General features: G+C 50.2%; 15 protein-coding genes. 6 read left to right on the top strand and 9 right to left on the bottom strand.

Annotated elements, in window-relative coordinates; genetic code table 11:
- Window positions 1–24: 24 nt before the first annotated feature.
- Genes QEH59_RS06595 through QEH59_RS06580 form a run of 4 tightly spaced genes read right to left on the bottom strand, consistent with a single transcriptional unit; the run spans window position 25 to window position 11,526 of the window.
- Window positions 25–1,089 (bottom strand): response regulator, encoded by a 1,065-nt coding sequence (locus QEH59_RS06595; protein ID WP_308984571.1) that lies wholly within the window; start codon window positions 1,087–1,089, stop codon window positions 25–27.
- The gene (locus QEH59_RS06590) at window positions 1,086–3,803 is read right to left on the bottom strand and encodes an ATP-binding protein (RefSeq protein WP_308984570.1); all 2,718 of its coding nucleotides are present in this window, start codon (window positions 3,801–3,803) and stop codon (window positions 1,086–1,088) included. Before QEH59_RS06590 ends, QEH59_RS06595 begins: the two co-directional genes overlap by 4 nt.
- On the bottom strand, window positions 3,803–5,200 hold the full coding sequence (locus tag QEH59_RS06585) for a class I SAM-dependent methyltransferase (RefSeq protein ID WP_308984569.1): 1,398 nt from the start codon (window positions 5,198–5,200) through the stop codon (window positions 3,803–3,805). The genes QEH59_RS06590 and QEH59_RS06585 overlap by 1 nt, the downstream gene beginning before the upstream one ends.
- Window positions 5,201–5,253: 53 nt before the next feature.
- Entirely contained in the window at window positions 5,254–11,526 is a 6,273-nt protein-coding gene (locus QEH59_RS06580) for an SDR family NAD(P)-dependent oxidoreductase (RefSeq protein ID WP_308984568.1), read from the bottom strand.
- A 345-nt stretch (window positions 11,527–11,871) separates the two neighbouring features.
- Here QEH59_RS06580 and QEH59_RS06575 point away from each other — a divergent pair, with 345 nt between their 5' ends.
- The gene (locus tag QEH59_RS06575) at window positions 11,872–11,994 is read left to right on the top strand and encodes a hypothetical protein (protein WP_308984567.1); all 123 of its coding nucleotides are present in this window, start codon (window positions 11,872–11,874) and stop codon (window positions 11,992–11,994) included.
- A gap of 14 nt (window positions 11,995–12,008) precedes the next feature.
- Here QEH59_RS06575 and QEH59_RS06570 read toward each other — a convergent pair whose 3' ends face one another.
- The 4 genes from QEH59_RS06570 to sucC all read right to left on the bottom strand — a co-directional run bounded on the left by QEH59_RS06570 (window position 12,009) and on the right by sucC (window position 16,640).
- Window positions 12,009–13,238 (bottom strand): OmpP1/FadL family transporter, encoded by a 1,230-nt coding sequence (locus QEH59_RS06570; protein ID WP_308984566.1) that lies wholly within the window; start codon window positions 13,236–13,238, stop codon window positions 12,009–12,011.
- Between the two features lie 31 nt (window positions 13,239–13,269).
- Window positions 13,270–14,271 carry a hypothetical protein gene (locus tag QEH59_RS06565; RefSeq protein ID WP_308984565.1) on the bottom strand — a complete coding sequence of 334 codons (1,002 nt, stop codon included), beginning with the start codon at window positions 14,269–14,271 and terminating at the stop codon, window positions 13,270–13,272.
- 259 nt (window positions 14,272–14,530) lie between these two features.
- Complete coding sequence (gene sucD, locus QEH59_RS06560; RefSeq protein WP_308984564.1) at window positions 14,531–15,415, bottom strand: succinate--CoA ligase subunit alpha; 885 nt, start codon at window positions 15,413–15,415, stop codon at window positions 14,531–14,533.
- A gap of 34 nt (window positions 15,416–15,449) precedes the next feature.
- Window positions 15,450–16,640, bottom strand: a complete 1,191-nt coding sequence (gene sucC / locus QEH59_RS06555) for an ADP-forming succinate--CoA ligase subunit beta (protein WP_308984563.1) — start codon at window positions 16,638–16,640, stop codon at window positions 15,450–15,452.
- 238 nt (window positions 16,641–16,878) lie between these two features.
- On the opposite strand from sucC, the gene QEH59_RS06550 reads away from it, so the two are divergent.
- On the top strand, window positions 16,879–17,973 hold the full coding sequence (locus QEH59_RS06550; protein ID WP_308984562.1) for an ATP-binding protein: 1,095 nt from the start codon (window positions 16,879–16,881) through the stop codon (window positions 17,971–17,973).
- A 110-nt stretch (window positions 17,974–18,083) separates the two neighbouring features.
- On the opposite strand, the gene QEH59_RS06545 is transcribed toward QEH59_RS06550, so the two are convergent.
- Window positions 18,084–18,947 (bottom strand): helix-turn-helix domain-containing protein, encoded by an 864-nt coding sequence (locus QEH59_RS06545; RefSeq protein WP_308984561.1) that lies wholly within the window; start codon window positions 18,945–18,947, stop codon window positions 18,084–18,086.
- A 118-nt stretch (window positions 18,948–19,065) separates the two neighbouring features.
- On the opposite strand from QEH59_RS06545, the gene dgoD reads away from it, so the two are divergent.
- The 4 genes from dgoD (at window position 19,066) to QEH59_RS06525 (ending at window position 24,506) form a co-directional block, all read left to right on the top strand.
- The gene (dgoD, locus tag QEH59_RS06540) at window positions 19,066–20,232 is read left to right on the top strand and encodes a galactonate dehydratase (RefSeq protein WP_308984560.1); all 1,167 of its coding nucleotides are present in this window, start codon (window positions 19,066–19,068) and stop codon (window positions 20,230–20,232) included.
- Between the two features lie 156 nt (window positions 20,233–20,388).
- The gene (locus QEH59_RS06535; protein WP_308984559.1) at window positions 20,389–21,189 is read left to right on the top strand and encodes an SDR family NAD(P)-dependent oxidoreductase; all 801 of its coding nucleotides are present in this window, start codon (window positions 20,389–20,391) and stop codon (window positions 21,187–21,189) included.
- 146 nt (window positions 21,190–21,335) lie between these two features.
- Window positions 21,336–23,585 carry a 1,4-alpha-glucan branching protein GlgB gene (glgB, locus tag QEH59_RS06530; protein WP_425609235.1) on the top strand — a complete coding sequence of 750 codons (2,250 nt, stop codon included), beginning with the start codon at window positions 21,336–21,338 and terminating at the stop codon, window positions 23,583–23,585.
- Between the two features lie 24 nt (window positions 23,586–23,609).
- The gene (locus QEH59_RS06525; RefSeq protein ID WP_308984557.1) at window positions 23,610–24,506 is read left to right on the top strand and encodes a response regulator; all 897 of its coding nucleotides are present in this window, start codon (window positions 23,610–23,612) and stop codon (window positions 24,504–24,506) included.
- Window positions 24,507–24,513 lie beyond the last annotated feature (7 nt).

Below are 24,513 nucleotides of genomic sequence, written 5' to 3'. Positions count from 1 at the left end.
GGGCAGTGAGTTGCCACGGGAAAATTAGAATCCCAAGTTTGCAGAATCCCAACGATCATAGAGTTTGGCAAGGATTTCTTCTAAATGTTCCGCATCTTCGTTGCTTTGGGCGGAAATCGAGAGCAAATCACTGTCCTCGGCACCAGCCTTCGGGCACAGTGTCACAGATTTGCCAGCATTTCGTGCCGCTGCAAGCAGTTGGAAGAAATTAAGTGCGAGCGGGGAGGGTTCCGCTTCACAAAGAATACCCAGGCACTGGTTGAGCACTTGCTGCGGGGTGTGGTCACCTATGGAGCAATGAATCGTCAGGGAGTCGCTGTTTTGTTCGATCGTCAGTTGTATCGTTTGGCTTGCATCTGTATCTTTTGTTGCCGTGTTAAGCGCTGCGATGCGTGTCTCGAGTTCGAAGTCGGCAGACTGCCAGGCTTTTAGGATCTCAGCGTTGGCGCTGCGCTCTTGTTTAATGAATTTGGCGAGACCGTGTTGCAGCATGGCAGCGCCTCCGGAGGCGGGGTTTAGATCGAAGCTATGGGGTAAGCCCTGAATAATGCCCAAAAGGGTGTCGATAAAGAGTGCCGTTTCTTTGATGCAACCGGAATGAGCGACACCAGTAAGGGTCTTTAAGCGATCGGCTAGAATGATGCGTTGCAGGGTGCTCATCTTGAGCCTCATGAGCTGATCGCGCTCAGAGAGGATACTATGGTAGTCGTAGGCTCGTTTTAGCACCATCTTGAAGTCCTGTAAATCCCAGGGCTTCGTGACGTATTGGTAAATCTTACCTTCATTGACTGAACGGATGGCACTTTCCAAGTCCGAGTAGGCGGTGGTGAGAATTCGCACTTTACTTGGGTGGCGAGTGCGAACTTGCGAGAGAAAGTCGACTCCTGTCATTTCAGGCATGCGTTGGTCGGATACGATGATCGAAATTTCGGAGTGATGCGCATCCAGTATTTCGAGCCCGGTCTTGCCGTTGTCGGCCGTGAAGACGCGGTAGTTCTTTTTGAAAGCCATCGCAAAATACTTGAGGGCTTGGGTCTCGTCATCGACGTATAAGATGCCGGGTAGTGTGGGGGAGTCGTTTTTGCTCATTTTGGATCGTTTGCCTTCGTTACTGGAATATGGATAGTGAAGATAGTAAAGTGGTCAACTTTGGAGTCGACTGAAATAGAACCGCCGTGGTTTTCGATAATGGTGCGGCAAATTGATAGGCCCATGCCCATGCCTTTACCGACATCGCGGGTGGTGAAGAAGGGTTCAAAGATACGCTTACGAATGGTTTCCGATATACCGATGCCGTTGTCGTGGAAGACGAGTTTGATGGTGTCTTCGATGCGTTCTGCGCTCACCTTGATTTCTTTGGGACGCTCGCTGGGGTGCTCGACCAGTGCTTTGCCTGCATTGGTTAGTAGATTGATAAATACGTGCATCAACTGAGTCTTTTGTCCCTTAACAATTAATTCACTGGGTAGATCGACCTGGACGTCGACGCCCATTGTTTCTTTAGAAGTGATTTTCTCGGCGGCTCGAAAAGCTTCGATGAGGGGGAATTCAGACACCTGCCCCGGCTTTTCGGGGTAGGCGAAGGTGGTGAGGTCCTTCATCACATCGTTCACCCTCACCAGACCTTCCTTGATGTCACCAATCATTTCCTTGGTTTCATCATCGAAACTGTCGTTTTGCATCTCAAGAATTTGAATTCCTGAGAAAACGTAATTGAGTGGATTGTTGATCTCGTGCAGTAGTCCTGCAGAGAGTGAGCCGAGTGCATTCATTTTTTCGCTTTGAATGAGGTGCGCTTCGGTCTCTTGCAATCTTTGCAGTGTTTCTTTCAGTTCTAAGTTAGATTGCTTGAGGCTGATTTGCAGTGTGGCATTGCGTATCAGGTTATTAATACGTGTAATGAGCTCGATGCTACTGAATGGCTTGAGCAGGAAGTCATCGGAGCCAGCTTCGAGTGCGTGGACTTTGGAGGCTTCATCGACGCGTGCGGTCAGCATTACAACCTTGCGTGCATTGTTGCGGTTATCTTTACGAATTTCTCGGCAAAGGGTGAGGCCGTCACGGCCTGGTAGCATCCAGTCGAGCAGGATTAGCTGCGGATCATAGGTTTCGATTAAGTATTCAAGATTGCGCCCATCGCGTGCACTTACGAGCTTGAAGTGTTCGTTCAGCAGACTGGTGATGTAACGCATCATGTCTGGCTCATCCTCGATAATCAGCACGACTTGATCACCGCTGCCTGATACGGAAATCTCATCACTTTCAGAATTACGGTTAACTAAGGTGCGGTCGGCCGAGCGAAAGGCTTGTAAGAGAGGCTGGTCTACATCGTTTGTAAGTTGCGGCGAATTTTGAACTGCGTCAGGGGAGCCGTGTGCTACGACGTCGGGCGAACGACTGCTCAGCGGCAGTGAGCCCGGCAAGATCATGGTGAAGCGGGAACCTTTTTGCGGCTCACTTTCGACTTCGAGTTGGCCGTCGTGTTGTTTGATCAGTTCTTTGGCCAGAGCGAGGCCGATGCCGACGCCCTGTTCACTCGAGCCGCCTTCTCCTGAAACTTGATAAAAGCGGTCGAAGATCTTGTTCAGGTCTTTCTGGTGGATGCCGGCCCCGTTGTCTTCTACGTAGATGGCAATCTTTTCTTCAGGAAGCGTCTTGTAGCCAACTTTGATTGCGCCTCCTCGACTTGTGAATTTGATCGCATTGGTTAACAAGTTAAGAATGACCTTTTCCATCCTGGCAGGATCGGCTTCGAGATAGATGGACTCACTGTTGGGCTCCACGCTCAAGCTGACGCCCTTGGCCGTCGCTAGGTGGCGAACGGAGTCGACGATTTCGACTAGGTAAGCTTTTAGCTTTAAGGTCTTTTTAGAGAGTACGTTGTCTCCTTGCTCCATACGAGTTAGGTCCAGTAGATCATTAATGAGTTTGAGCAAGCGTAGCGAGTTTCGTTGAGCCACCAGTAGGTTTTCGTGGTGACGGTCGGCTAGCTTTTCACGGCCTTTTAAGACATTGTCGATTGGGCCAAGGATGAGGGCGAGGGGCGTGCGAAGTTCGTGTGTGACGTTAGAGAAGAAATTTGTCTTCAGTCGGTCCAAGGTTTGCAACTCGTGGTTGCGCTTGTCTAGACTGTGGCGGAGTTGGAAGTCACTGAAGCGTGCACGCGTTTGTAAGTGGGCAGAAATTACACAGATTACACTTGTGATCGTTAGAAAATAGGTGTTGTTGAAAAAACTCGAGAAGACGCCAGTTTCAGAGAGATTGCCTTCAAGCATACAAGCAAAAGCATAGAGCGCAATTGAGCCGAGGCAGACTGCGGAAGTCTCTTTCAAGGTCCAAGGTAGCAGCACGGACATAGCGAGCAGTACCAAGTTGATCCCCGCATAGTAGGGGGACGTTGCGCCGCCAAGATAGAAGACCATCGTCGTAAATGCGAGGTTATCTACAAATGCCATCGTGATGCCCAAATTCTTAACTAGAGCACGATCAACCTTTCTTTTTTTTAAGACAAATAATAGTAGAAACAGGACCAGTGTAGCGACGAGTCTTATTGAAAATAACGCTCCCAGATGTTCGGGATAGACGAAATAGTCGAGTGTTACACCCGCGAGCATGCCAATCGTTGAGATCCAAATGCCGATGTGTAAGCGTACGCGTCTGCGTTCGGTATCCGTTTCTCGGTACGCAGCCATCAGTTCGCTGTCCGCTGGCTCCGTTTTACCTAGCAGGTTCGAGAATCCGTCTAGGATTTTGCGAATAGAAAGTCGTCCCTCCAGCAAGCTTTCTGTATGAGCGGTCGACATTAGTTTTCTTTGTGAATCGTCAGGAAGATGTTGACGCCTGTTTCGTCCAGTTCGATCACAGGTTGGGTGCCATGGGGGGCGAGCGATGCCATCGTTTCTTCATCACGATAGATGAGATACCACTCCAGCAGATGTTCCTGTGTGTAACGCTCAGGATTACTTGGCGTTACGTTGGTGGCGATCAAACGGCCGCCTGGCTTTACCCAGCGGTAGTATAAACTGATCAGATTACGACACACATTGTCAGGAAAGTAGTCAAACAGCCCGGCACAATACACGAGGTCGTAAGTCGGCACGATTTCGGCATCATTGTCGTGCACGTCCTTTAATAGCTCGTCAATGGAGCGTTTGATCATGTTCACTACTGGTTGATGCCCTGATTTGGCAATGGCCTCTTTGATGCGACCATTGGTATATTCGAGTGTTTCTTCACTGAAATCCATTAATGTAAAGACACATTCTTCGGACAGCTCATTGTCACGAATGAAGCGCTGAACTTCAACCGCTGGACCACAGCCAACGTTGAGAATATTGCAGACACGCATTTCTTCCTGCACTTGGTTGACTACGTCACCTAATGATTCGACCAAGAAGTCGATGCGATTACAGTGGGCGATACAGGCTGGTACATTGGTATGCAGATCGTTGACGATCTGAGCGTAGGCGTTATTGCCCTTACTGGGCGACTCCTTGAGCATCATATTCACCATTTCGTAGTCACCCGCGTAGCCCAGCGGTTTGGTGAACGAACGGTGTGCAAATGGAGCGCAGAGGATAAATGGATGTAATTCGCGTCGGGCAAAGGCTTTATACAGGCTGACTTCTTCTTGAGGAATCTTTGCAGCTTCAGCTTCGAAAAGACGATAAAACTCGATCATTTTCTCCAGCACAGGCTTTTCGACACTGTTCTTGAATTGAATACTTTCGGAGTCGTTGCTATCGAAATCCTCTAGGAGTGCGACTTCGACTTCTTCTAACCAGCGACTGATCTCCGCAAAGAAATTGGACATTTTATTGACGACTAGCTGATAAGACGCCGAGAGGTCGTGGCCCTTTTCCCAGCCATCGATAAAGGTCTCTATTTCATCCTCAAGTGTCTTGTTGGGGCGTAGTGCACCAGGGTCTTTCCAACTGTCAGTAAATGTTGCCGAGACAATGGTCATTAGGCCTGTAGTTACAATACTGGTGACCACACCTTTGCCGCGATAGATGATCCGCTCGCCGCGCATGATCACAATTTCTTTTAGCACCTCACTCAACTGCACGATAGAGAAAGGATTATACACCTCGAACACTGCCATGGACCGCGAGACGTGCACGAGGGTGCCACGGCCTTTTGCACCCTGATTGTTGGAGAAGGAGACGACACTGTCGATGCCAGAGATAGACTGTTCCACGATATTAGAGAGAGGGATGAATATTAGTTTTCGGCGGAAACCGAAGAGTAGAGTTAGTTTTGAGTCGGGGTGGTAGAGGTATCTTGACCGGTTAACCTGGTTAGCAGCACTTGAGCCAATTCTCGGACGTTGGGGCCTTTTAGCAGTTCCATCGCTGTGAATGGAATACCGGTGCGTTCTTTGAGGCCAAGGCTTAATTCCAGCATTAGAAGTGAGTCGACGCCCATATCGGTCAGGCGTGCTTCAGGTTTGACACTGTCAGCGGATACTTTGAGCACGTTGGAAAGAACCTCGGCGATTTCCCGCTCGAGCCGTGCGGATTTTTCATCCTGTTTGAGTTCGATGATTTCCGCAAGTAATTTTTGGGCGGTTTTGTTTTCTAGGCCGTGAGCAGGTGCTTCGGCATGCTCTAGGAAGCGAGGGTCTTGCGCCAGCTTGGGGTGGGCTTGTTTCCAGACCTGCCAGTCGAGGTCGATTGCTGCCGCGCGGGCGGTATCCGCTTGCAGCACGACTTCGAGGGCAGCTAAGGCTTCTTCATCACTGAGTGCTCTAACACCGGCCGCTTCGAGTGCGCCTTCGAGGCTTGCCGAGCGTGCCACCACACCAGAATCCTTCAGGGCGCCCCAATTGATCGAAATTGCTGGCATGCCTCTTTGTCGAAGGCGTAGGGCATAGGCATCGAGAAATGCGTTGGCTGCGATGTAATTTGCCTGACCGCGATTACCTATGAGCGCTGAGATCGAGGAGTAAAATACGAGGAAGTCTAAAGAGGCACCGCCGAAGACGGCCTCCAGTGCAAGTGCTCCCGCCACCTTGGGCAGGAAGCCTGCTTCAAAACGCTTAGCATCCATCTCATCGAGAAATGCATCTTCGAGTACCATGGCACCGTGGATGATGCCTGCCGGTGTGAAGCCATCGGTGCTCATCGCTGTGCGTGCTTGCTGTAAGTCTGCGACAAGGGTGGCATCGCCTTTGATCACGACGACTTCGGCGCCTTCTTCTTCGATGGCCGCACGTTTATCCGCCAGGCCTGGCACTGCATCACCGCGCCGGCTGAGTAGCACAACACGACCGGCACCTTTACGAGCCAGCCACTTGGCTGTTTCCAGACCAAAGCCAGAAGTGCCTCCTGTGATTAAGTAAGCACCTGTCTTACGAGCCACCGACTTGCTCGTCTCCGCTGGAGTCGTTTCGACACTGCCGTTTAAAAAATCGATCAGTATCTTACCCTGATGCTTACTCTGTGCCATTTTGTTAAAAGCGGCTTCAATCTGAGCGGCAGGGAATGACTCCGTGGCGACGCCTTGGAAGCTGCCTGATTCGAAGTCCGCGACGATGCCTTGCATCAGACCTCGAATGTACGCGGGACGTTCTACCAGTAGGCGATCGATGTCGACCGCAGCGAAGAGTAGATTGCGATTAAACGCGCGTAGTGGCAGTCCGCTATCGTTGATGATGTCTTTTTTGCCAACATCAATGTAGCGACCACCTGGTTTGAGTAGGTTCAGGCTTTCTTTTTGCGCCAGTCCAGTCTGCGCGCTCAGAATCACATCGACCCCTTCACCAGCGGTGGCGGAGAGTATGCTTTCTACAAAGGATAAGTCGCGCGAAGGGAAGACGTGCTGAATGCCTGCCTGCTGTAGCCATTCACGTTTCGCTTTACTGCCCGCGGTTGCGAAAATTTCGGCACCGGCTTTGCGAGCCACGTCAATTGCGGCGAGCCCGAGTCCGCCAGTGGCTTGATGGATCAAGACACGTTCGCCTGCTTGCAGTTGTGCCAACTTCTCTAAGCCATGCACTGCGGTTAAATAGACTACAGGAATCGAGGCGGCGTTTGCTCCCCAACCGCTGGGGGCTTTAACTACGAAAGTTTCTGGCACGGTCGCAAAGGAGCGAAATGCATCTGGAAGTAGGGCGATGACAGGATCGCCCACTTGCAGTTCATCACTGGTGTTGCTGCCTAGGGCGATGACTTCAGCATAGACTTCCATGCCGAGCGTTTCGCCAAAGAAGGTGTCACGTAGGACCAGTGGATGGAGCTTACCGTAGATCTTTAATAGATCTTTATAGTTGAGTGCTGAACTGTGGATTCGTAATTCGACTTCGCCTGCTTGTGGCACCGCACGTTGGCAACGTTGGAAACTCAGATCACTTAGTTTTTTGCCGTCATTGGCGACGAGGTGTACGGGCTCCGAGAGGGACACTTGCTCGGGTGCGATTTCGATCGCTTGCGGCACCTGCTTGGTTAAGCAAGGGCTGCGACGTTCGTCCTGATCAAGCCAGACTTCGCCAGTGGCTTCTTGCGACAGTTCGGCCTCTAAGGATTTGAGTGCTTGTTTGGAATCACTGGTGGCGAGGTAAATACAACGGGTATGTAAACCTTCGATTTCATTTTGCCCCAGTGCAGCCAGTGCCGAGATGGCGTTCACGCTCGGGCTAGCTTCGTGAGGAGGACTGTTGGTGATGAGGACGAGTTGCCCTTCAAACGCTTGTTGTTTCAGTTCCCGCAATAGAGCGAGGAAGCATAGGTTGAGGGCTCGTATGCTTTGATAGGGATCGTCGCTTGCGTCGATTGCTGGTAGCAGAAACAACAGTTGTTCCTTGCCTTGTAGATCTAAGCAGCTGCTTTGTTCGCTGTCTCCGTTGGACTTCGTAAAAGGTAGTTGTTGGACGCCAGCATCGCACAGTGCGGCTTCGAGCGAATTAACCGAAGCAGAGGCTTCTGCGATGAGCTGCCAAGCATTCCAGTCGAATGAACCTGCGACAGCCTGCACTGGCTCGGGCGCACGCCAATCGGGCAAATAGATGGGAGGTAGCGCGGATTCGCTAGAGCCGCCTATGGACTGGCAAGTGATGCCCTCGATTGTGATTAGAGGTTTACCGGTTTCATCGCAAACAAACACATCGGCATTCAAGCTCGTGTCGGTCTCGTGATTAATACAACCGAAGGCGATGATTTTATGCGTACTTGGCGATGCGTGAAAGCGTAGGCATGCGATGGATACAGGAACCATTCGTTCGCCTTTGGCAACATAGAGTACCGGTTGCAGGGCTCCGTCGAGGAGTGTGGGATGGATCAGGTGCGCTGGATCGGCTGTCTCAGGCATGCCCTCCACTTCGGCTAAAAAGTGGACCCCATCTGTCTGGGTGGACTGAACCGGACGAAAGTGAGGGCCATATTCTAAACCACGACGCTGTAGCCGATCGTAGAAAGTGCTACGGGGCACTTCATGTTGGCAGCGATCGTGCCAAGTTTGAATATTTGGGAAATAGGCGGTTTCCGCTTCCAAGGGCCTGGGTGAAAGGCGTCCGCGGGCATGGCGACGAGTGCTTTCTGCATCGCCCTCGATACGACTGGATATGGTAAACTCTCCTGTTTGCTCGTCTAGAGAGCTGACTAGTCGCTGCAACTTATTGGGGTTCATAATCAGAACCGCCTCGAAGTCGACGTCGCGTAAGCAGGTGGAGGCTTCGCCCATTGCTGACTGTTGTAAGAACAACGCGCTTTCGATGTAACCCATGCCAGGAAAGACCGTCTGCCCTTGCACTCTATGATCTTTCACGAAGGGGAAAAAGGCATCGTTGATTTCAACGTCCCAAGTCTTTTGCGAGGCGTGGATGCGAGTGTTTTGGTAGACCGGGCCGGGCAGGCCGACGCGGTCCATTTCGGAGTCCGCAGTCTCTTGCCAGTAGAGTTGGCGTTGCCAAGGGTAGCTGGGTAGGCGCACAAAAGAACCATCACGTGGGCCGACGGCGTTCCAATCGGGCGTGACGCCCAGAGTGAAGAGCGCGGCTAGGTTGTTGTGCAGGGTCGCTTGCTCAGGCTCTTTGCGGCGCAGCGAGAAGACGGTGCGGCAACGCTTGCCCGAGTCGGCGGCGACCTCTTGTATCGAATTTCCTAATACGGGGTGTGGGCCCACTTCCAAGAAGAGCGAATGCTCTTGTTCGATCAGTGCTTGAATGCCACTGGCGAAGCGCACGGGCTGGCGCACATTGCGCCACCAGTAATCAGCTGTCCATTCGGCTCCAGTGCTTTGCTCCGCACTGACGGTTGAAAACAGTGGGATGCGCGCGGGCTTGGGATCTAAGCTCGCCAGTGCTTCGAGAATGGGCGCCTCGATGGGGTCCATCTGTGGACTGTGGTAGGCGACCTCCACGCGCAGAGCGCGGTGGAAGACTTCGCGCGCTTCCAGCTCAGCTGCGATCGCTTTAAGCTCCTCGTGATCGCCTGATAGCGTGACTGAAGAGAAACTGTTGACCGCTGCGATGGACACACCTGGGCGTCCTGTTAACAGCTCTCCCACTTCGGCTTCCGGTAGGCCGACGGCGAGCATGCCCCCCTTGCCGGCTTCCTTGGCTTGCAGGCGACTGCGGTGGTAACTGACCAATACGGCTTCTTCCAAGGTGTAGACGCCCGCCACTACGGCCGAAGTCACTTCGCCCACACTGTGGCCAATGACTGCAGCGGGCTCAATGCCCCATTGCTGCCATAGGCGTGTGAGCGCGAGTTGAATCACTAAGTTGGCTGGTTGGGCCACCTCGGTCTTCATCATCGGCGAGTCGGCTTCTTTGGCCAGCATGGCTTCTTTGAGTGACCAGCCACTGAGCGGACGAAAGATGGCTTCCACCTCGTCCAGCACTTGCGCACAAACAGGTTCTGTTTCGAAGAGCTCACGGCCCATCGCCCACCATTGCGGGCCCATGCCGGTATAGACGAAGACCGGGCGTGTCGCTTCGACGGGTTCGTTGCTAATGCGTAGGCCGTCCTGCTCATCGCCGTTGGAGGCGAGCATGAGTTTTTGGCGTAAGTCCTTGGTGTCGGATGCCACGATGCCGGCACGGTAGTTGAGTAAAGATTTACGATGCGCCAGGGTATGATATAAATCACTCAGGGAGGCGGTCTTGTTGCGACGCACGTAAAATGCGAGTCGACTGGCGCTCTCACGGAGTGCTTCCGGACTGCGAGCAGATAGCGGAAACAGAGTGAAGGGCGGCTCCGCTTCCTTGCAGGGGCTGGCGCTTGGTAGCTCCGGTGCGGAGGATAGCACGACGTGTCCATTGGTGCCGCCGTAACCGAAGGAATTCACCCCTACGTGTAAGACCGGCTTTTCGCTGATAGAGGGCAGGGCCTCTTTGGCATCCGCGATGCGGAATAAGTATTTGGAAAAGGGGATCTTTGGATTGGGCGTTTTGAAGTGTAGGGTGGGCGGCACTTGCCGATGCTTGAGTACGAGCACCGCTTTGATCACGCCCGCTACACCAGCCGCGGCTTCAGTATGCCCGAAGTTGGTCTTAATCGAGCCGACCAGGAGTTTCTGTTCGGCATCGCGGCCTTCACGAAAGACGGAGTCCAGCGCTCTGGCTTCGAGCGGATCGCCCGCTTGAGTGCCGGTGCCATGGGCCTCGACGTAGTCGACCTCTGCAGGTGCAACGCCCGCGCGAGTGTAGACCTCGCGCATCAATTCTTCCTGTGCCTCGCTATTGGGCAGCGAGATACCGGGTGTGCGCCCGTCTTGGTTTACCCCCGTGCCTTCGATGACTGCATGGATGCTGTCGCCATCCGCGAGTGCCGCGTCGAGCGGTTTGAGTAAGAGCAGGCCTGCACCTTCGCCACGGACATAGCCGCCTGCCGATGCGTCAAAAGCGCGGCAGTTGGCGTGCTCGGAGAGGAAGCGCCCCTTGCTCATCATTAAGGGGAATTCCGGACGCATCATGATATTGACGCCTCCGGCGAGGGCCATGGTAGTCTCGCCACTGATCAAGGATTGACAGGCACAATGCAAGGCGACCAAGGAGGAAGAACAGGCCGTATCGAGTGTGAAGCTGGGGCCTCGTAAATTAAAAACATAGGACAGACGATTGGAGAGAATCGTCATGGTCGCACTGGTCGCCGAGTGCGAGGAAGCCAATAGACGGTTGGCCGGATGGTTGATCTGTAGTAAGTGATCGAGGCAAAAGCCGCCGACAAAGACGCCCGTGCGAGCACCATCTTGTCGCTCGATCGGGATGCCTGCATCTTCAAAGGCTTCCCAAGTCGTTTCCAGTAGCACCCGCTGCTGGGGGTCCAAGCCATGGGCTTCCCGCGGAGAAATGCCGAACACTGCGGGGTCAAAGAGGCGCGGGTTCTCCCGTAGGTAGCCGCCCTTAGCGACGTAGTTTTTTCCGGGGCGATCGGGGTCTTTATCTGTAAAACGACGTGGATCCCAGCGATCCTTGGGGACGGGGACAATCGCGTCGCCGCCAGTTTCTAGCAAGCGCCACAAAGAATCCAGGTTGTTACAATTTGGTGGAAAACGTAGGCCAATCCCTAAAATCGCGATCTTCATGTTAGTTAAGACAAGGGATCTAGTTTAAGATGACTATTAAAATCGTATCATATATTAAAAAAACAGTCGTGTTGAACTCCAACTATGCAAACGCGTTATTGAAACGAGTATTCAAAATGTATAAGTGATTGTAGTGTCATTAGATTTCTAATGCATCGCATTTGAAATCAATTCACGCAGACGGTGTTTCAAAAACGCTTCGGCGACAATCGCACATCGTTCTCTTGTTTCTTCGGCCGCCCTAAGGGCACCCGTTTCAGTCACCCTTCATTGCATTCTTGGTAAGCCTGCGGCTTACCAGCATGGATCACTGAAAAAGGACACGCCGAAACACTGGCGACCTAATTGCCTCACGATGCGGATGGCGTTCAGGGCGCGTTTGCCATCGTCTTTCAGGTGGATTTTGACGTGGAGGAGAAAATGGGAGCCATCATCCGTCGCGACGAAGGCATGTTCCGAGAACGATGACCTCCTAAGTTCTTCTAGAATTTGTAACGAAGAGCCAAGTTGACCGCATGATTAAAGGTTTCATACTCACCGTCCGCAGTTTCTCCTGCGGCAGAGGGAGCATTCCCACTGATAGTCTTTCCTCCGTTATAGGCAAAGTGATAGCCAAAGGACCAGCTCCATTTTACGCCTTTACGCCCAACTCCGATACCCCATAGGTGGTAATCCGCATCCGGGTTGAGTGGAGTGAATGTTTCGTCTGGAACAGATTGTTCGCTAAAAATATACCCTGTACTAATATAATAGCCGTCATTGAGGTAGCGAGTCACTCCGAACTCGTATGTGAAACTGGCTTCATAGTTTAATGGAAAACTCACATCACCGAGCGGAGTCGCCTCTATAATGCTGGAATTAACGACATCGAAATCTGTCCAATCAATGTTAATCTCAAAATTCCAATCCTCATTCGGGCGATAAGAAACCCCGATGTCAATATTTTGGGGCAAGTCGAAGTTGGCGCTCGAATTAGATTGATAGGTTCCTGCGGCAGGAAATGCAGGAGCAATAGCGATCGGAGTTTTAACTGTCGAATCTCCATCAAGTTCGACCGAAGTTGCCGAACGGAAATTGAGCCCAAAAGACCAATTTTTGTTGGGCTGATACAAGAGACCAAAGTTAAAGCCAACGGTCGTTCCATCTCCTGCAAACTCGAAAGTCCCTAGATTGTTGGGAAATAGAGCCTGCTCGACTTCAAATTCAGCATAGTCGAGAGAAACACCAGCTCCCAATGAAAGCTCGTCTGAAATTTGATAAGCAACGACTGGATTAATACTGATGTAACTTAAGCGACCGTTCCTCGCTTTACTAGGAAAAGGGGAATCATCTCCCCAGTCGATAGATAAACCAAATGGCGCAAATACCCCGATCCCAAAGGACCAATTCGAATTATCTAAAGAGTATGTGTAATAGAGCTGTGGAACGAATTGTGCGGTGGAATCCGTTTTGCCAGAAGTTCCATTTCCGGTAAATTCTACGTTGGCGCTAATGGCATAAAGGCCCAAACTGGCATTTTGGCCCTCCAGCTGGGTGATTCCCGCAGGATTAAAATACACAGCTGAAGGCGTATCCGCAGTGGCAACGAAAGCATTTCCGCGGGCAATTGCATCCGGATCCTGATTTGGCAGCCGAAATCCGATTGCTTCGGCATTCGAAAGAGCAAGCAGAAAATACGAAGATAGCGGAAGAAGGAATCTGGTAAAAGTCACAGTGTAGAAACAATGGCGGCGTAGAGCCTTGTTAAAAGAGATCCAATTCAATGTTTTCAATCCAATTTTGCATGAAATCTTTGGCAACCTCGGGATCTGTGGATAAGGCTGGATGCAGTTGCAAGAGCAAGCTCATTCTGCCTCGAAAAGTTACACAACCTGCACCCAGCCTTTGCCCTTCTAAGACAGGCGGAGCAAATAACCAGAATCCTTCACCCGCGCTTCCTTCAAGACGTTTTTCTTTATCCCAGTCGCCTAGATTAGAAAAACAACCTATATTCCAACAATAACCAGCACGGTCAGCTTTTATCAAATTGCAACGAATTCTATCAGGAAGCTTTCCACCATATTTGTAGGAGTACCAGTTTGCCCAATGATTTCCATGATCTAACTCGCGGTATAGAAGCTTGTGAGCATCCTTCACTGTGTGAGAAGCCTTTAAAGATATATTGATGCAACTAGAGTGATTTGATTCATCTACATGGTTGCAGACTTTGCCTCGCAAATTTACGGGAATCATCCACGGAATACCCTCGGAAGGATCTTTGATTGCGCTGCGAACAGAACGATCTAGGTGCTTCAACAGATAGGTGTTGACCGTTACATCCATACTGCGGCTCAACTGCTTTATTTTTGATGTTTCTTCTTCGCTGAATAAATGCCAGGAGAGAGATTTAGGCGGACCGAACTCATGGTAAGGAACCTGAGACCCATCCAAGCTTTTCCATTCTAAACGACGAGGGCTTTGAAAGAATTTTGGGAGAGACTTAATCAAAGGCATTACGGAATCGGGAGATTGATGTGAAATCCGCGGCAGTTCATGAGTGGGTAGGTTACCGCCACGTTCTCGCAGAATTTGTGCGAATCCCCCAATGCCATCGTAATGAGTGTGATCTATGAAAACCCAATCAACTTCACCGCTGCTTTTAGCAACATTTCCAAATCTAATGCCAGTAAACTCACCTAAACTTTTGAGAGAGGTGAACCAAGAGGTCAAAATGTCTCCTGGAAATATGTCTTTGATTTTTTGCATCAAAACTCAGTCTATATTTTTGTTTTCCTAGCTTATACTGCATCAACGGATGTGGTAGTAGATGAGAGTCATCAGCCTGAATGATCTTTTCCACGCTAAGGTGTGGGTAGGTGGTGTAAAGCGTGTTTACTGGGAAAATTTCATTGTTTTCGGCTTATTCATTTGGTTTCACAGATAAGAGTGATGCACAAAAAAATCTGCCTGGGCTGAAAAGCCAGCAGGCAGATTTGTATGAACTATATTTGTTGGTTAGTTCAATTTAGCCTTTGTAGATACGTAATAAGGCGTCGGCAATTTCTGACGGGTTACGGGCGATGGAGACGCCAGCGTCTTCCATTGCAGCAAACTTGGCTTCGGCTGTTCCAGCGCCGCTTGCAGATACGATGGCTCCTGCGTGGCCCATCGTGCGCCCTTTGGGTGCAGATGCGCCTGCGATGAAACCAGCGACTGGTTTCTTCACGTGCTCTTTGATATAGGCGCAGGCTTCTTCTTCTGCACTGCCACCGATTTCACCGATCATGATGATTGCATCTGTGTCAGGGTCTTCGTTGAACATACGGATGGCGTCGGTTTGTGAGGTGCCATTGATTGGGTCACCACCAATGCCAATACAGGTCGACTGACCATGGCCTCGTTGTGTGAGTTGCCAGACAGCCTCGTAGGTTAGTGTGCCGGAACGTGATACGACACCAACACGACCTGGCTTGTGAATGTAGCCAGGCATGATGCCGATCTTACATTCGCCGGGGGTGATGATCCCTGGGCAATTGGGCCCAATTAAGCGAGTTTTTGTATTGTGGAAGTAAAGGCGACGACGCACCTCAGCCATGTCACGAACGGGCACACCTTCGGTGATGCAGATTACCAGGGGAATCTCCGCTTCGATGGCTTCAAGGATCGAGTCCGCAGCGAAGGCGGGCGGCACGTAAATGACCGAAACATTGGCTCCGTGCTGCTCGACAGCTTCGGCCACTGTATTGCAGACAGGGACTTTTCCGTCCCAGATTTGACCGCCCTTGCCGGGAGTCACGCCTGCGACGACATTGGTGCCATATTCGATACATTGTTGTGTGTGGAAGGTACCAGTCTTACCGGTGATCCCTTGAACGACGAGACGTGTGTCTTTGTTAACGAGAATACTCATTGGAATGTGTTGTTAAATGTGATCGTTATTGGGATTAGTCAGCATTCTTGACTTGCTCGACGATGATTTCCGCAGCTTGTACCAAGCTGTCGGCTGGTGTCAGAGCCACGCCGCTTTCACGGAGGATCTTTTTACCAGCTTCAACATTGGTGCCCTCGAGGCGAACCACCAGTGGCACGGTAATTTCGACATTTTTCGCAGCCGCGACAATGCCGTTGGCAATCACGTCACACTTCATGATGCCGCCGAAGATGTTGACGAGGATACCCTTCACGTTCGGGTCAGATAGAATGATTTTGAAGGCTGCAGTCACTTGGTCTTCGTTGGCACCACCGCCGACGTCGAGGAAATTGGCCGGCGAACCACCAAAGCTCTGGATGATGTCCATTGTTGCCATGGCGAGGCCTGCACCGTTCACCATACAGGCGATGTTACCATCGAGTGCAATATAGGCGAGATTGTGCTTGGAGGCTTCGATCTCTTTAGGATCTTCTTCGTTGAAGTCGCGCAGTTGCTGGATTTCCGGATGTTGGAATATCGCGTTGCCATCAAAGGAGACCTTGGCATCGAGTGCCATGAGCTGGCCTTGCTTAGTGGTGACTAAGGGATTGATTTCCACTAGCATCGCGTTCTTTTCCCAGAACATTTTGTAGACGCCTGTTAGGATACGTGCGAATTGCTTGACTTGATCGCCTTCAAAGCCGAGCGCAAAGGCAACACGGCGGCAGTGGTAGTGTCGAAGACCCATGGTGGGGGAAATTGGCACACGAATCAGTTTCTCCGGAGTCTTTTCTGCGACTTCTTCGATATCCATACCACCTTCCGTTGAAGCGATCACGACAGATTGTGCTGTTTCGCGGTCAAGTACGATGGCTAGATAATATTCATGCTCGATGTCACAGGCCTCTGTAAAGTAGAGCGTCTGCACCTTACGGCCTTCTGGGCCCGTTTGTGCTGTGACCAGCGTGTTATCAAGCATGTGGTTCGCCGCATCTAGGGCGGACTCACGATCCTTGACCACCTTGACGCCACCTTTGTAGCCATCGGTGAAAGTTCCCTTGCCACGTCCACCTGCGTGGATTTGGGCCTTCACAACGATCATGTCGTCGCCAAGGTGGGAGATAGCGGTTTCAACTTCTCGGGAATTGGTGGCGGCGTAACCGCGCGGGACGGGAACTCCGTATTCCTGAAGAAGGCGTTTGGCCTGATACTCGTGGATATTCATCTGTATTTCTTAGTTTATGTTAAAGACACGAAAGGTTCGTAAATGCCAAAGCTGATCATTAGGTGCAATAACTTTTGATCTATTTTCGCAAAAGAATGCTAATAGGGACTTAATCGCTCCCATACACGTGATGCAGGCGCCAATTTGTCGTGGCATGGGGTATTTTTTGAACTAGGAGCCTTTGAGCCATGGATATAAAGAGAATTGCAATAATTTTTTTTATATATTTATAATAGGCATGTGTAAATCAGATCGTGAGAAGATTGAGTATTCGGTAGATCCTTTTTTCGAAACCTCTCCGAATCTTCTTTGTATTGCAGGGTTTGATGGTTACTTTAAAAGAATCAATCCGGCTGTTTGCGATACGCTGGGGTATTCTGAGGCAGAATTAATGGCGCGCCCAATTCGTGATTTTATACATCCGGATGATTTAGAACGGACTGCCCAGCACCGCACTGCTGCCTTGAAGGGGAAACGCTTATTAAACTTTGAGAATCGTTACCTGCATTGCAATGGGCGGGTGGTTTGGCTTTCATGGAATTCTATACCGATGGTGGACAGTGAATTGGTCTACGCCATCGCCAAAGATATTTCACACATCAAGTCACGTGAGGCGCAGCGCGACCAATTGTTGACCGAATTGACGAGAACGAATCAGAGGCTTAAGCATTTTACGAATGCCACTGCTCACGATATACGATCGCCTGTGGCTGGACTGGTTGCCCTGAGTGGTCTTATCGATACCAGTAAAATTGAGGATCCAGCGACATTGGAGATCTTAGAAGTGTTGGAGCATTCCGCAGAAGATTTGATGAAGATGCTGAACCGCTATGTGGATAATTTGAATGCAGAATCTCATCATTCTATGTTGGAGGTGCTGAATTTAGAAGAGTCGTTTAAGCAGGTTACAGCATCGATTCACTGTCTAATCGAGCGCTCCTGTGGTCGGATTCAGCTGGATTTTGAAAGTTGTCCAGAGATCTGTTTCAACCGTAGCTATCTCGAAGGAATCTTTATGAATTTGCTCAGTAATTCTATAAAATATGCGCATCCTGGCCGTGAGCTGTTACTGCAGCTGCGATCGCGTAAATTGGAACGAGGGGTCGAGCTCGTATTTAGTGATAACGGTGTGGGCTTCGATTTAGAACACAATCGTGAGCATGTTTTTCAGATGCATCAGAAGTTTCATGACCGTGCGGATAGTAAGGGGGTGGGACTTTATCTGGTACATCATTATTTGACCAGCCTGGGAGGTGAGATCTCTGTGGCCAGTCAGGTGGGAGAGGGCACTACCTTTACCTTGGTCTTTCCAGATTGTGGGACTGCTGCATAGTGATTGCTGTGGCTGCTATCCTGAGTGCAGCATGGTCTGGGGGCTGAGAAGCTATACTCTACGCTTGGACATATCGCTCAGAGCTAGGAGCCTATACTCAGTGAATAACGCTAGTCAGTGCTCGGTCGTTTACGATAGCTGCGCGGGGATTCACCATGGCGCGCGTTGAACCAATTGGAAAATTGTGAAATGTGCCGAAAGCCAAGCTCGGCCGCGATGATTTTAATGGGGATTTCATGCTGTCTCAGTTGCTCGCAGGCGTAAGTCAGTCGTTGGCGGTCACGGTATCGACTTGGAGTTGTCTTTAACTCTTTGCGCCACAGGCGATCGAGTTGTCCTGCAGTTAATCCTACACCTGCTGCGAATGTATTACGGTCAAATTCTTTATAAATTTCGAGGCTGGCTAAATTGCGGTGACTGGTGCGCACCCGAGTATCTTGGATGCGGGGTACTTCGTAGTGCATGCCAGATTGCCTTGAAAAGGTGAGGGCCCACTGTAGGAGCGAGAAACTGTATTTTTTAAGTTCCAAGTAGTCATTTAGGGGCACGTTGAGCGCGCGTAGATTTAAGCGCTGCGCCTGGGGAAGGTCTTGGAGAACCGGGCAGTTGATGAGCTGACTCAATGCATTCTCCGCGTGTGTGTGGGTCGGGGTGCATATAATTGGTTTGCCTGTCCATTCAGCACCATTCTGTGGGGTGCCTAGTGCGAAGTGGATCGAATAAATTTCTGCATCGTCTGAGAAGTGCTGCGTGCGTGTGCCAGGCATACATATAATCCATTCATTTTTGGTCGCATTGGTGGATACCTCATAGCCATCTTTTTCCATTCGGACGTCTCCGTTTAGTAATTTCGCTATGGTTAATACGGTACCTTGAAAGGTGCCGGATATGCCTTGTGGGCGCCCTTGATAACAACGCTCAAGCACTGGGTTGAGTGCTTGCCAGTCAGCCGATTGAGGCGGGAGATTTGTCATAGTTCTACAATAGGTAAGCCCATATTTGTTAACTTTAAGCTGACTGCTGTAAAGCGCTTAAGTTTGATCGTTGGATTTGAGCGCTTCAGCTTTGAATTCGATCCAAAAATAGATTATTATGAAAATTACCTCAATTACTCCATATATTGGCGATTGCTTTCGCACTAATTGGGTCTTCTTAAAGGTGGAGACGGACGAAGGGGTTTATGGCTGGGGCGAAGCTTCGCTCGAGTATCGTGAAAAGACTGTCGCCGAAGCTATAAATGAGATTGCTCTTACGGTGATCGGGCGCAACGCAGGCGACATTCAATCTATTTGGGATGACGTCAATCGCGAGGTATATTACCGTGGTGGGCCTGTTTACATGTCTGCACTGGGTGCGTTGGAAATGGCACTCTGGGACATTAAAGGAAAAGCACTGGAAGTCCCTGTTTATGAATTATTGGGTGGTAAGGTTCGTGATTCGATTCAATGTTACGCGAATGCATGGTTTGTTGGTGCGCGAAAGCCGGAAGAGTTTGCAGCTAAAGCAAAACTGGCAATTGATGCAGGATACAGGGGCTTGAAGTGGGACCCCTTTGGCTCGGCGTATTACGATTTACGGCCTGAAGTGATGAAGCAGGCAGAGTCTTGCGTCGCTGCGGTCGCGGAAGTTGTCAATGAGCGCGCGGAACTACTGATTGAAGGGCATGGCCGTTTTAATGTGCCGACTGCGGTGCGTATTGCTGATATGCTCTATAATTATAATGTAGGCTGGTTTGAAGAACCGTTGCCACCGGGGAATCTTGATGCATTAGCCGATGTGAGGCGGCGATCACGCATCCCCATCGCTGCAGGCGAGCGTTTGTATAGCCGTTGGGATTATGTGCCGTTCTTTGCGCTCAAAGCAGCCGATTTTGTTCAAGCTGACGTGATTCATGCTGGGGGGATTATGGAGTTACGTCGTATTGCTGATATGGCCGAGGCACATTATATACCCTGCTGTCCACACAATCCCTGTGGCCCGGTGGCGAATGCGGCGACACTGCATGTCGCTGCGGTTTCGAATAACATTATGCGTTTGGAAACTATGGCGACGGATGTGGACTGGCGGCAGGAAGTTGCGCGAGAGGATACCAGCTTTGAAAATGGGACCTTAACTATTCCAAGCACTCCGGGCTTGGGCGTGGATATTGATGTCGAAGCATTGGCGAAATATCCTTATCAACCGCACGAATTGCGACATTATGATGGCACGTTGACTGATATTCGCCCCCTGGGGAGTGGATTTATTTTTAAGAAGTAAAGGGTGTTCTGATGACTGCCAGTATTCATGATATCACGGCCTTTGCCGAGCCTTACATTTGTGATGATGCGCATGTCGGCACACATTTTTTAATTCCGCTAACGGATTATCCTTTAGTATTAACTGATCGATCACTTTTTTCGACTGTTCAATAGTATGCCAATTGATTCAACCGCTGGTCTTTCTTTTAGTGGACAAACCGTTTTAGTGACGGGCTCCTCTCGCAATCTCGGCCTGGCTATCGCTATCGCTTTTATTGAAGCAGGAGCACGTGTGGTTTTGCACGGTTGTGAAGCAAATTTCCAGGCTACATATGATGGCTTACAAGCCTCATATCCCGAGGCTGAATTGTTGCAGCTGGCATTTGATTTGTCGGATGCAACAGCCATCGATCGCGCATTTCAGCAACTGGACGCTCAAGACTGGATGCCAGACGTATTGGTTAATAATGCTGCGCATTTGGGACTCAATGATGACGGGGTATTGGGGCAGAGTCCCGAATTTTTTAGAGAAGTGCTGGAGGTCAATTTGTTTGGGGCATTTCGCTGTTGTCAGCTTGTTGCCCAGCATCAGAAGCAGCATGAAGGAGGGGCCATCGTGAATATTTCCTCGTTGGCCAGTCAGCAGGGAATTTATGGGCGCAGTGCGTATAATGTGAGTAAGGCGGCGCTGGATGGGCTGACGCGTTCAATGGCGCAGGAGCTCTCCGGTGATGGTATACGTGTCAATTCATTGGTGCTTGGTTATGTATGGACTGAGCGCTGGAACCATTTGCCTGCCGGTGTTGAAGCGCGTCGTCTGAAAAACATGCCGGCAGGCGCGCCAAGTTCGCAGCAGGAGATCGCGCGTACGGTACTCTTTTTGGCATCCGCGAGTGCACCCACCTTGGTGGGCGCGCAGTTGATACTAGATGGCGGTATGGCTACGCAGCAATTGCCCCGTGATGTCGGTGTTTAGTGAGCATGACTGCTTTCGCCGCTGACGGTGGATCTGCTGATTCATCTAATACTAGTAATCGGCATTTTTCTACGTGATTTTTGATGCGCCTCTTTCCGCGGAGCGGACGCTTCGCTGGCAATGAGGCGCCTCTGCGGCAATGAGCTATGAGACTTGCATGTTACGTCAGATTGCATTCATCTGGGACTGTGAAAATAAGCAAAAAAGAGATCGAATCCATCACTTCTGTCAAATGTGCGCAGCCTCACGGATTGTTGGGGATGCACCCACATAAAAAGGGCAAAAGAGATTGTTTGATTGTGCGTGCCTATTTGGATGATGCCAAGACCTGTGAGTTGGTTGATGTCGCCGATGAGAGTATCCGCTATCCGCTGCAGCGGCTAACTAAAGACGGCCTGTTTGAGGGGGGGATTGAAGATCGTAGTGAAGTTTTTCAGTATCGGCTACGTATCGAGCGATATAATGGTGAGATTCGTCAATTTTACGATCCTTATAGTTTTTTACCCACACTATCTGAGGAGGATGTGTATCTTTTTAGTGAGGGCAGTGATCATTTCGTACATCACAAGATGGGGGCCAGGGTGCGCACTATCAATGGTGTGGTGGGTGTCTCATTTGCGGTGTGGGCGCCCAATGCAGAACGTGTGTCAGTTGTGGGGGACTTTAACCACTGGGATGGGCGTTATCATGCCATGCGTGGCCTAGGTGCTTCTGGAATTTGGGAGTTGTTTATTCCTGGGCTAGAGCCGGGCATGAAGTATAAATATGAGATCGGTGCACGCCAGGGCTTCCCGCTATTGAAGACTGATCCATATGGCAGCGCTTTCGAAGCACCACCTTATAATGCGTCTATTATTTGTGACGTTGATGCCTACGAATGGAATGATGCGGATTGGGTTCAGCGTCGCGCCAATACGGCATGGCGCGATGAGCCTATTTCAGTTTATGAAATGCATGTCGGGTCATGGAAATCTGTGGTCGAAGATGCGGCTCGACCCCTGAATTACCGGGAGTTGGCAAATGAGTTAGTGGCTTATCTCAAGGACATGCATTATACACATGTGGAGTTTATGCCACTTTCAGAGCATCCTTTTGATGGCTCGTGGGGCTATCAGGTGACGGGATTTTTTGCGCCGACTTACCGTTTTGGGGCACCGGAGGATTTTATGTATCTTGTAGATACGTTGCACCAGAATGGGATCGGCGTGATTATGGACTGGGTGCCGGCACACTTTCCGACAGATAGCTTTGCTTTGGCGCAGTTTGATGGCACGGCGCTTTATGAGCATGCAGATCCACGCCAAGGTTTTCATCAGGACTGGGGCACTCTGATTTTTAATTATGGGCGCAATGAGGTACGAGGTTTCTTGATTGCCACTGCTTTGGCATGGTGCGAACGCTACCATATAGATGGCCTGCGAGTGGATGCTGTGGCTTCGATGCTGTATCTTGATTACTCGCGTGAAGAAGGGCAGTGGATCCCTAATAAATTTGGCGGACGTGAAAATCTCGAGGCGATTGAATTTTTACGACAAACGAACGACCTGGTTCACAAATATTATCCCGGTACCTTGATGATTGCGGAGGAGTCGACTTCATTCCCAGGTGTGACTAAGCCCACATCGGAGGGGGGACTCGGGTTTGATATCAAATGGAACATGGGATGGATGCATGATACACTGGAGTACTTTCAGAAGGATCCAATCTATCGTAAATATGAGCATCATCAACTCTCCTTCGGAATGCTTTATCAGTATTCGGAGAATTTTACTCAGGTGTTTTCTCATGATGAAGTGGTGCATGGTAAACGTTCTATGCTACTTAAAATGCCGGGAGAGCCTATTTCGAATAAGGCGCATCAGCTGCGTTTATTGTATGGGCTAATGTGGATTTGGCCGGGGAAAAAGACTCTCTTCATGGGGAGTGATTTCGGGCAGTCTGCTGAATGGAATTACAGTAAGAGTTTGGATTGGCATCTTCTACAATATCCTGACCATCAAGGTATTCAGATGGTGGTGCGGGATTTGAATAAAATTTATCGCGAGATTCCGGCTTTAGCTCGGGGTGATAATCATGCGGAGGGCTTTGAGTGGATTAATTGCACAGATGCTGAGAATAGTGTACTGTCGTTCCTGCGCAAGGGGACGGAGCCTACCGAGGACTTGGTGGCTGTAGGGAATTTTACTCCAGTATTACGCGAAGGTTTTCGGGTTGGTGTGCCACATGCTGGTTTTTGGAAAGAGATTTTGAATACGGACGCCAAAGAATATGGCGGTCTCGGATTTGGGAACAATGGAGGAGTGTTGGCAGAACCAGTGGAGTGGGATGGTCGACCCTATTCGATAAAACTCGATTTACCTCCTCAATCAATGAGTCTGTTTCGATTTCAAGCATAAGTTTCCACAGAAAGATTCAATCGCGTGTTCCAGCAGTTAGATCCTATCAGAGCTACTTTTCAGCTAAGTCGCTTGCTTTCGGACTCTCAGTCTGATCGAGAGCATCAGCTTCGTCATGCTCTGCAGCATATTGCGCTTTCGGTTAACGCAGACAGGGCTTATCTGAGCTTGTGGGAGGAGTCTAAACATCGGATACGGACAGTCGCCCAATGGCAGGTAGAGCAGTTGGATCCGATGCCGGAGCGGTGCATTATTGTAGATGCGTTATCGTCTCTGGACGCTTATTTTGCTCAAAATCGTGGTATGTTTGCTTTGCAACGTGAGGCTGTTCTGATCGATCATCGATTGTGTGGTGCACTTTGTTTGGAAGCGCGCTATCCAATCGATCGACTCAGTGAGGAGGAGCAGCAATTTATTAAAAATGCGGCGCAAATGTTGACGCCTGCTGTGCAAGAAATCGGAGTTTCTTTAGCGCTTCAAGATTTGGATCTGCTGGAGTATACGCAAATTACTGAGGAAGCTGTATCTGTGGAGGTGCCATTGGAAGCACCGCAAGTCTTGCTGGTTGAGGATAATAAGATCAATCAGTTAACTATTATGAAAATGATGCAGCGTTTTGGTGTTATAGTCCACACGGCTGACGACGGTCTCAATGGAATTAGTGCCTGTCAGAAGCAAAAATTCGATCTTATTTTAATGGATCTGAGTATGCCGAATATGGATGGCTTTGATACGACTCGCGAAATTGTAACAAGTAGTTTACTCAATAAGGAGACGCCAATTGTGGCAGTCACTGCCAACACTGGAAAGCACGTGGCGAGTCGCTGTCTGCGTTTGGGAATGGTTGAGTTTGTCACGAAGCCATTACGTTTAGAACGCGTTGAAGAATTGGTGAATACTTACCTGAAACCCACTGGTTGAAGACGCA

It is taken from the genome of Thalassobacterium sedimentorum (assembly GCF_031127905.1).
GTDB lineage: Bacteria > Verrucomicrobiota > Verrucomicrobiia > Opitutales > Coraliomargaritaceae > Thalassobacterium > Thalassobacterium sedimentorum.
This window is presented reverse-complemented; position numbering and strand designations above follow the sequence as displayed.

Excerpts from the sequence above, each read along its gene's own strand:
- QEH59_RS06590 (WP_308984570.1), bottom strand. The coding sequence starts at position 3,803 with ATGTCGACCGCTCATACAGAAAGCTTGCTGGAGGGACGACTTTCTATT.
- QEH59_RS06545 (WP_308984561.1), bottom strand. The coding sequence starts at position 18,947 with ATGACAAATCTCCCGCCTCAATCGGCTGACTGGCAAGCACTCAACCCA.
- QEH59_RS06595 (WP_308984571.1), bottom strand. The coding sequence starts at position 1,089 with ATGAGCAAAAACGACTCCCCCACACTACCCGGCATCTTATACGTCGAT.
- glgB (WP_425609235.1), top strand. The coding sequence starts at position 21,336 with ATGAGACTTGCATGTTACGTCAGATTGCATTCATCTGGGACTGTGAAA.
- QEH59_RS06535 (WP_308984559.1), top strand. The coding sequence starts at position 20,389 with ATGCCAATTGATTCAACCGCTGGTCTTTCTTTTAGTGGACAAACCGTT.
- dgoD (WP_308984560.1), top strand. The coding sequence starts at position 19,066 with ATGAAAATTACCTCAATTACTCCATATATTGGCGATTGCTTTCGCACT.
- QEH59_RS06550 (WP_308984562.1), top strand. The coding sequence starts at position 16,879 with ATGTGTAAATCAGATCGTGAGAAGATTGAGTATTCGGTAGATCCTTTT.
- QEH59_RS06580 (WP_308984568.1), bottom strand. The coding sequence starts at position 11,526 with ATGAAGATCGCGATTTTAGGGATTGGCCTACGTTTTCCACCAAATTGT.
- QEH59_RS06565 (WP_308984565.1), bottom strand. The coding sequence starts at position 14,271 with ATGCAAAAAATCAAAGACATATTTCCAGGAGACATTTTGACCTCTTGG.
- sucC (WP_308984563.1), bottom strand. The coding sequence starts at position 16,640 with ATGAATATCCACGAGTATCAGGCCAAACGCCTTCTTCAGGAATACGGA.
- sucD (WP_308984564.1), bottom strand. The coding sequence starts at position 15,415 with ATGAGTATTCTCGTTAACAAAGACACACGTCTCGTCGTTCAAGGGATC.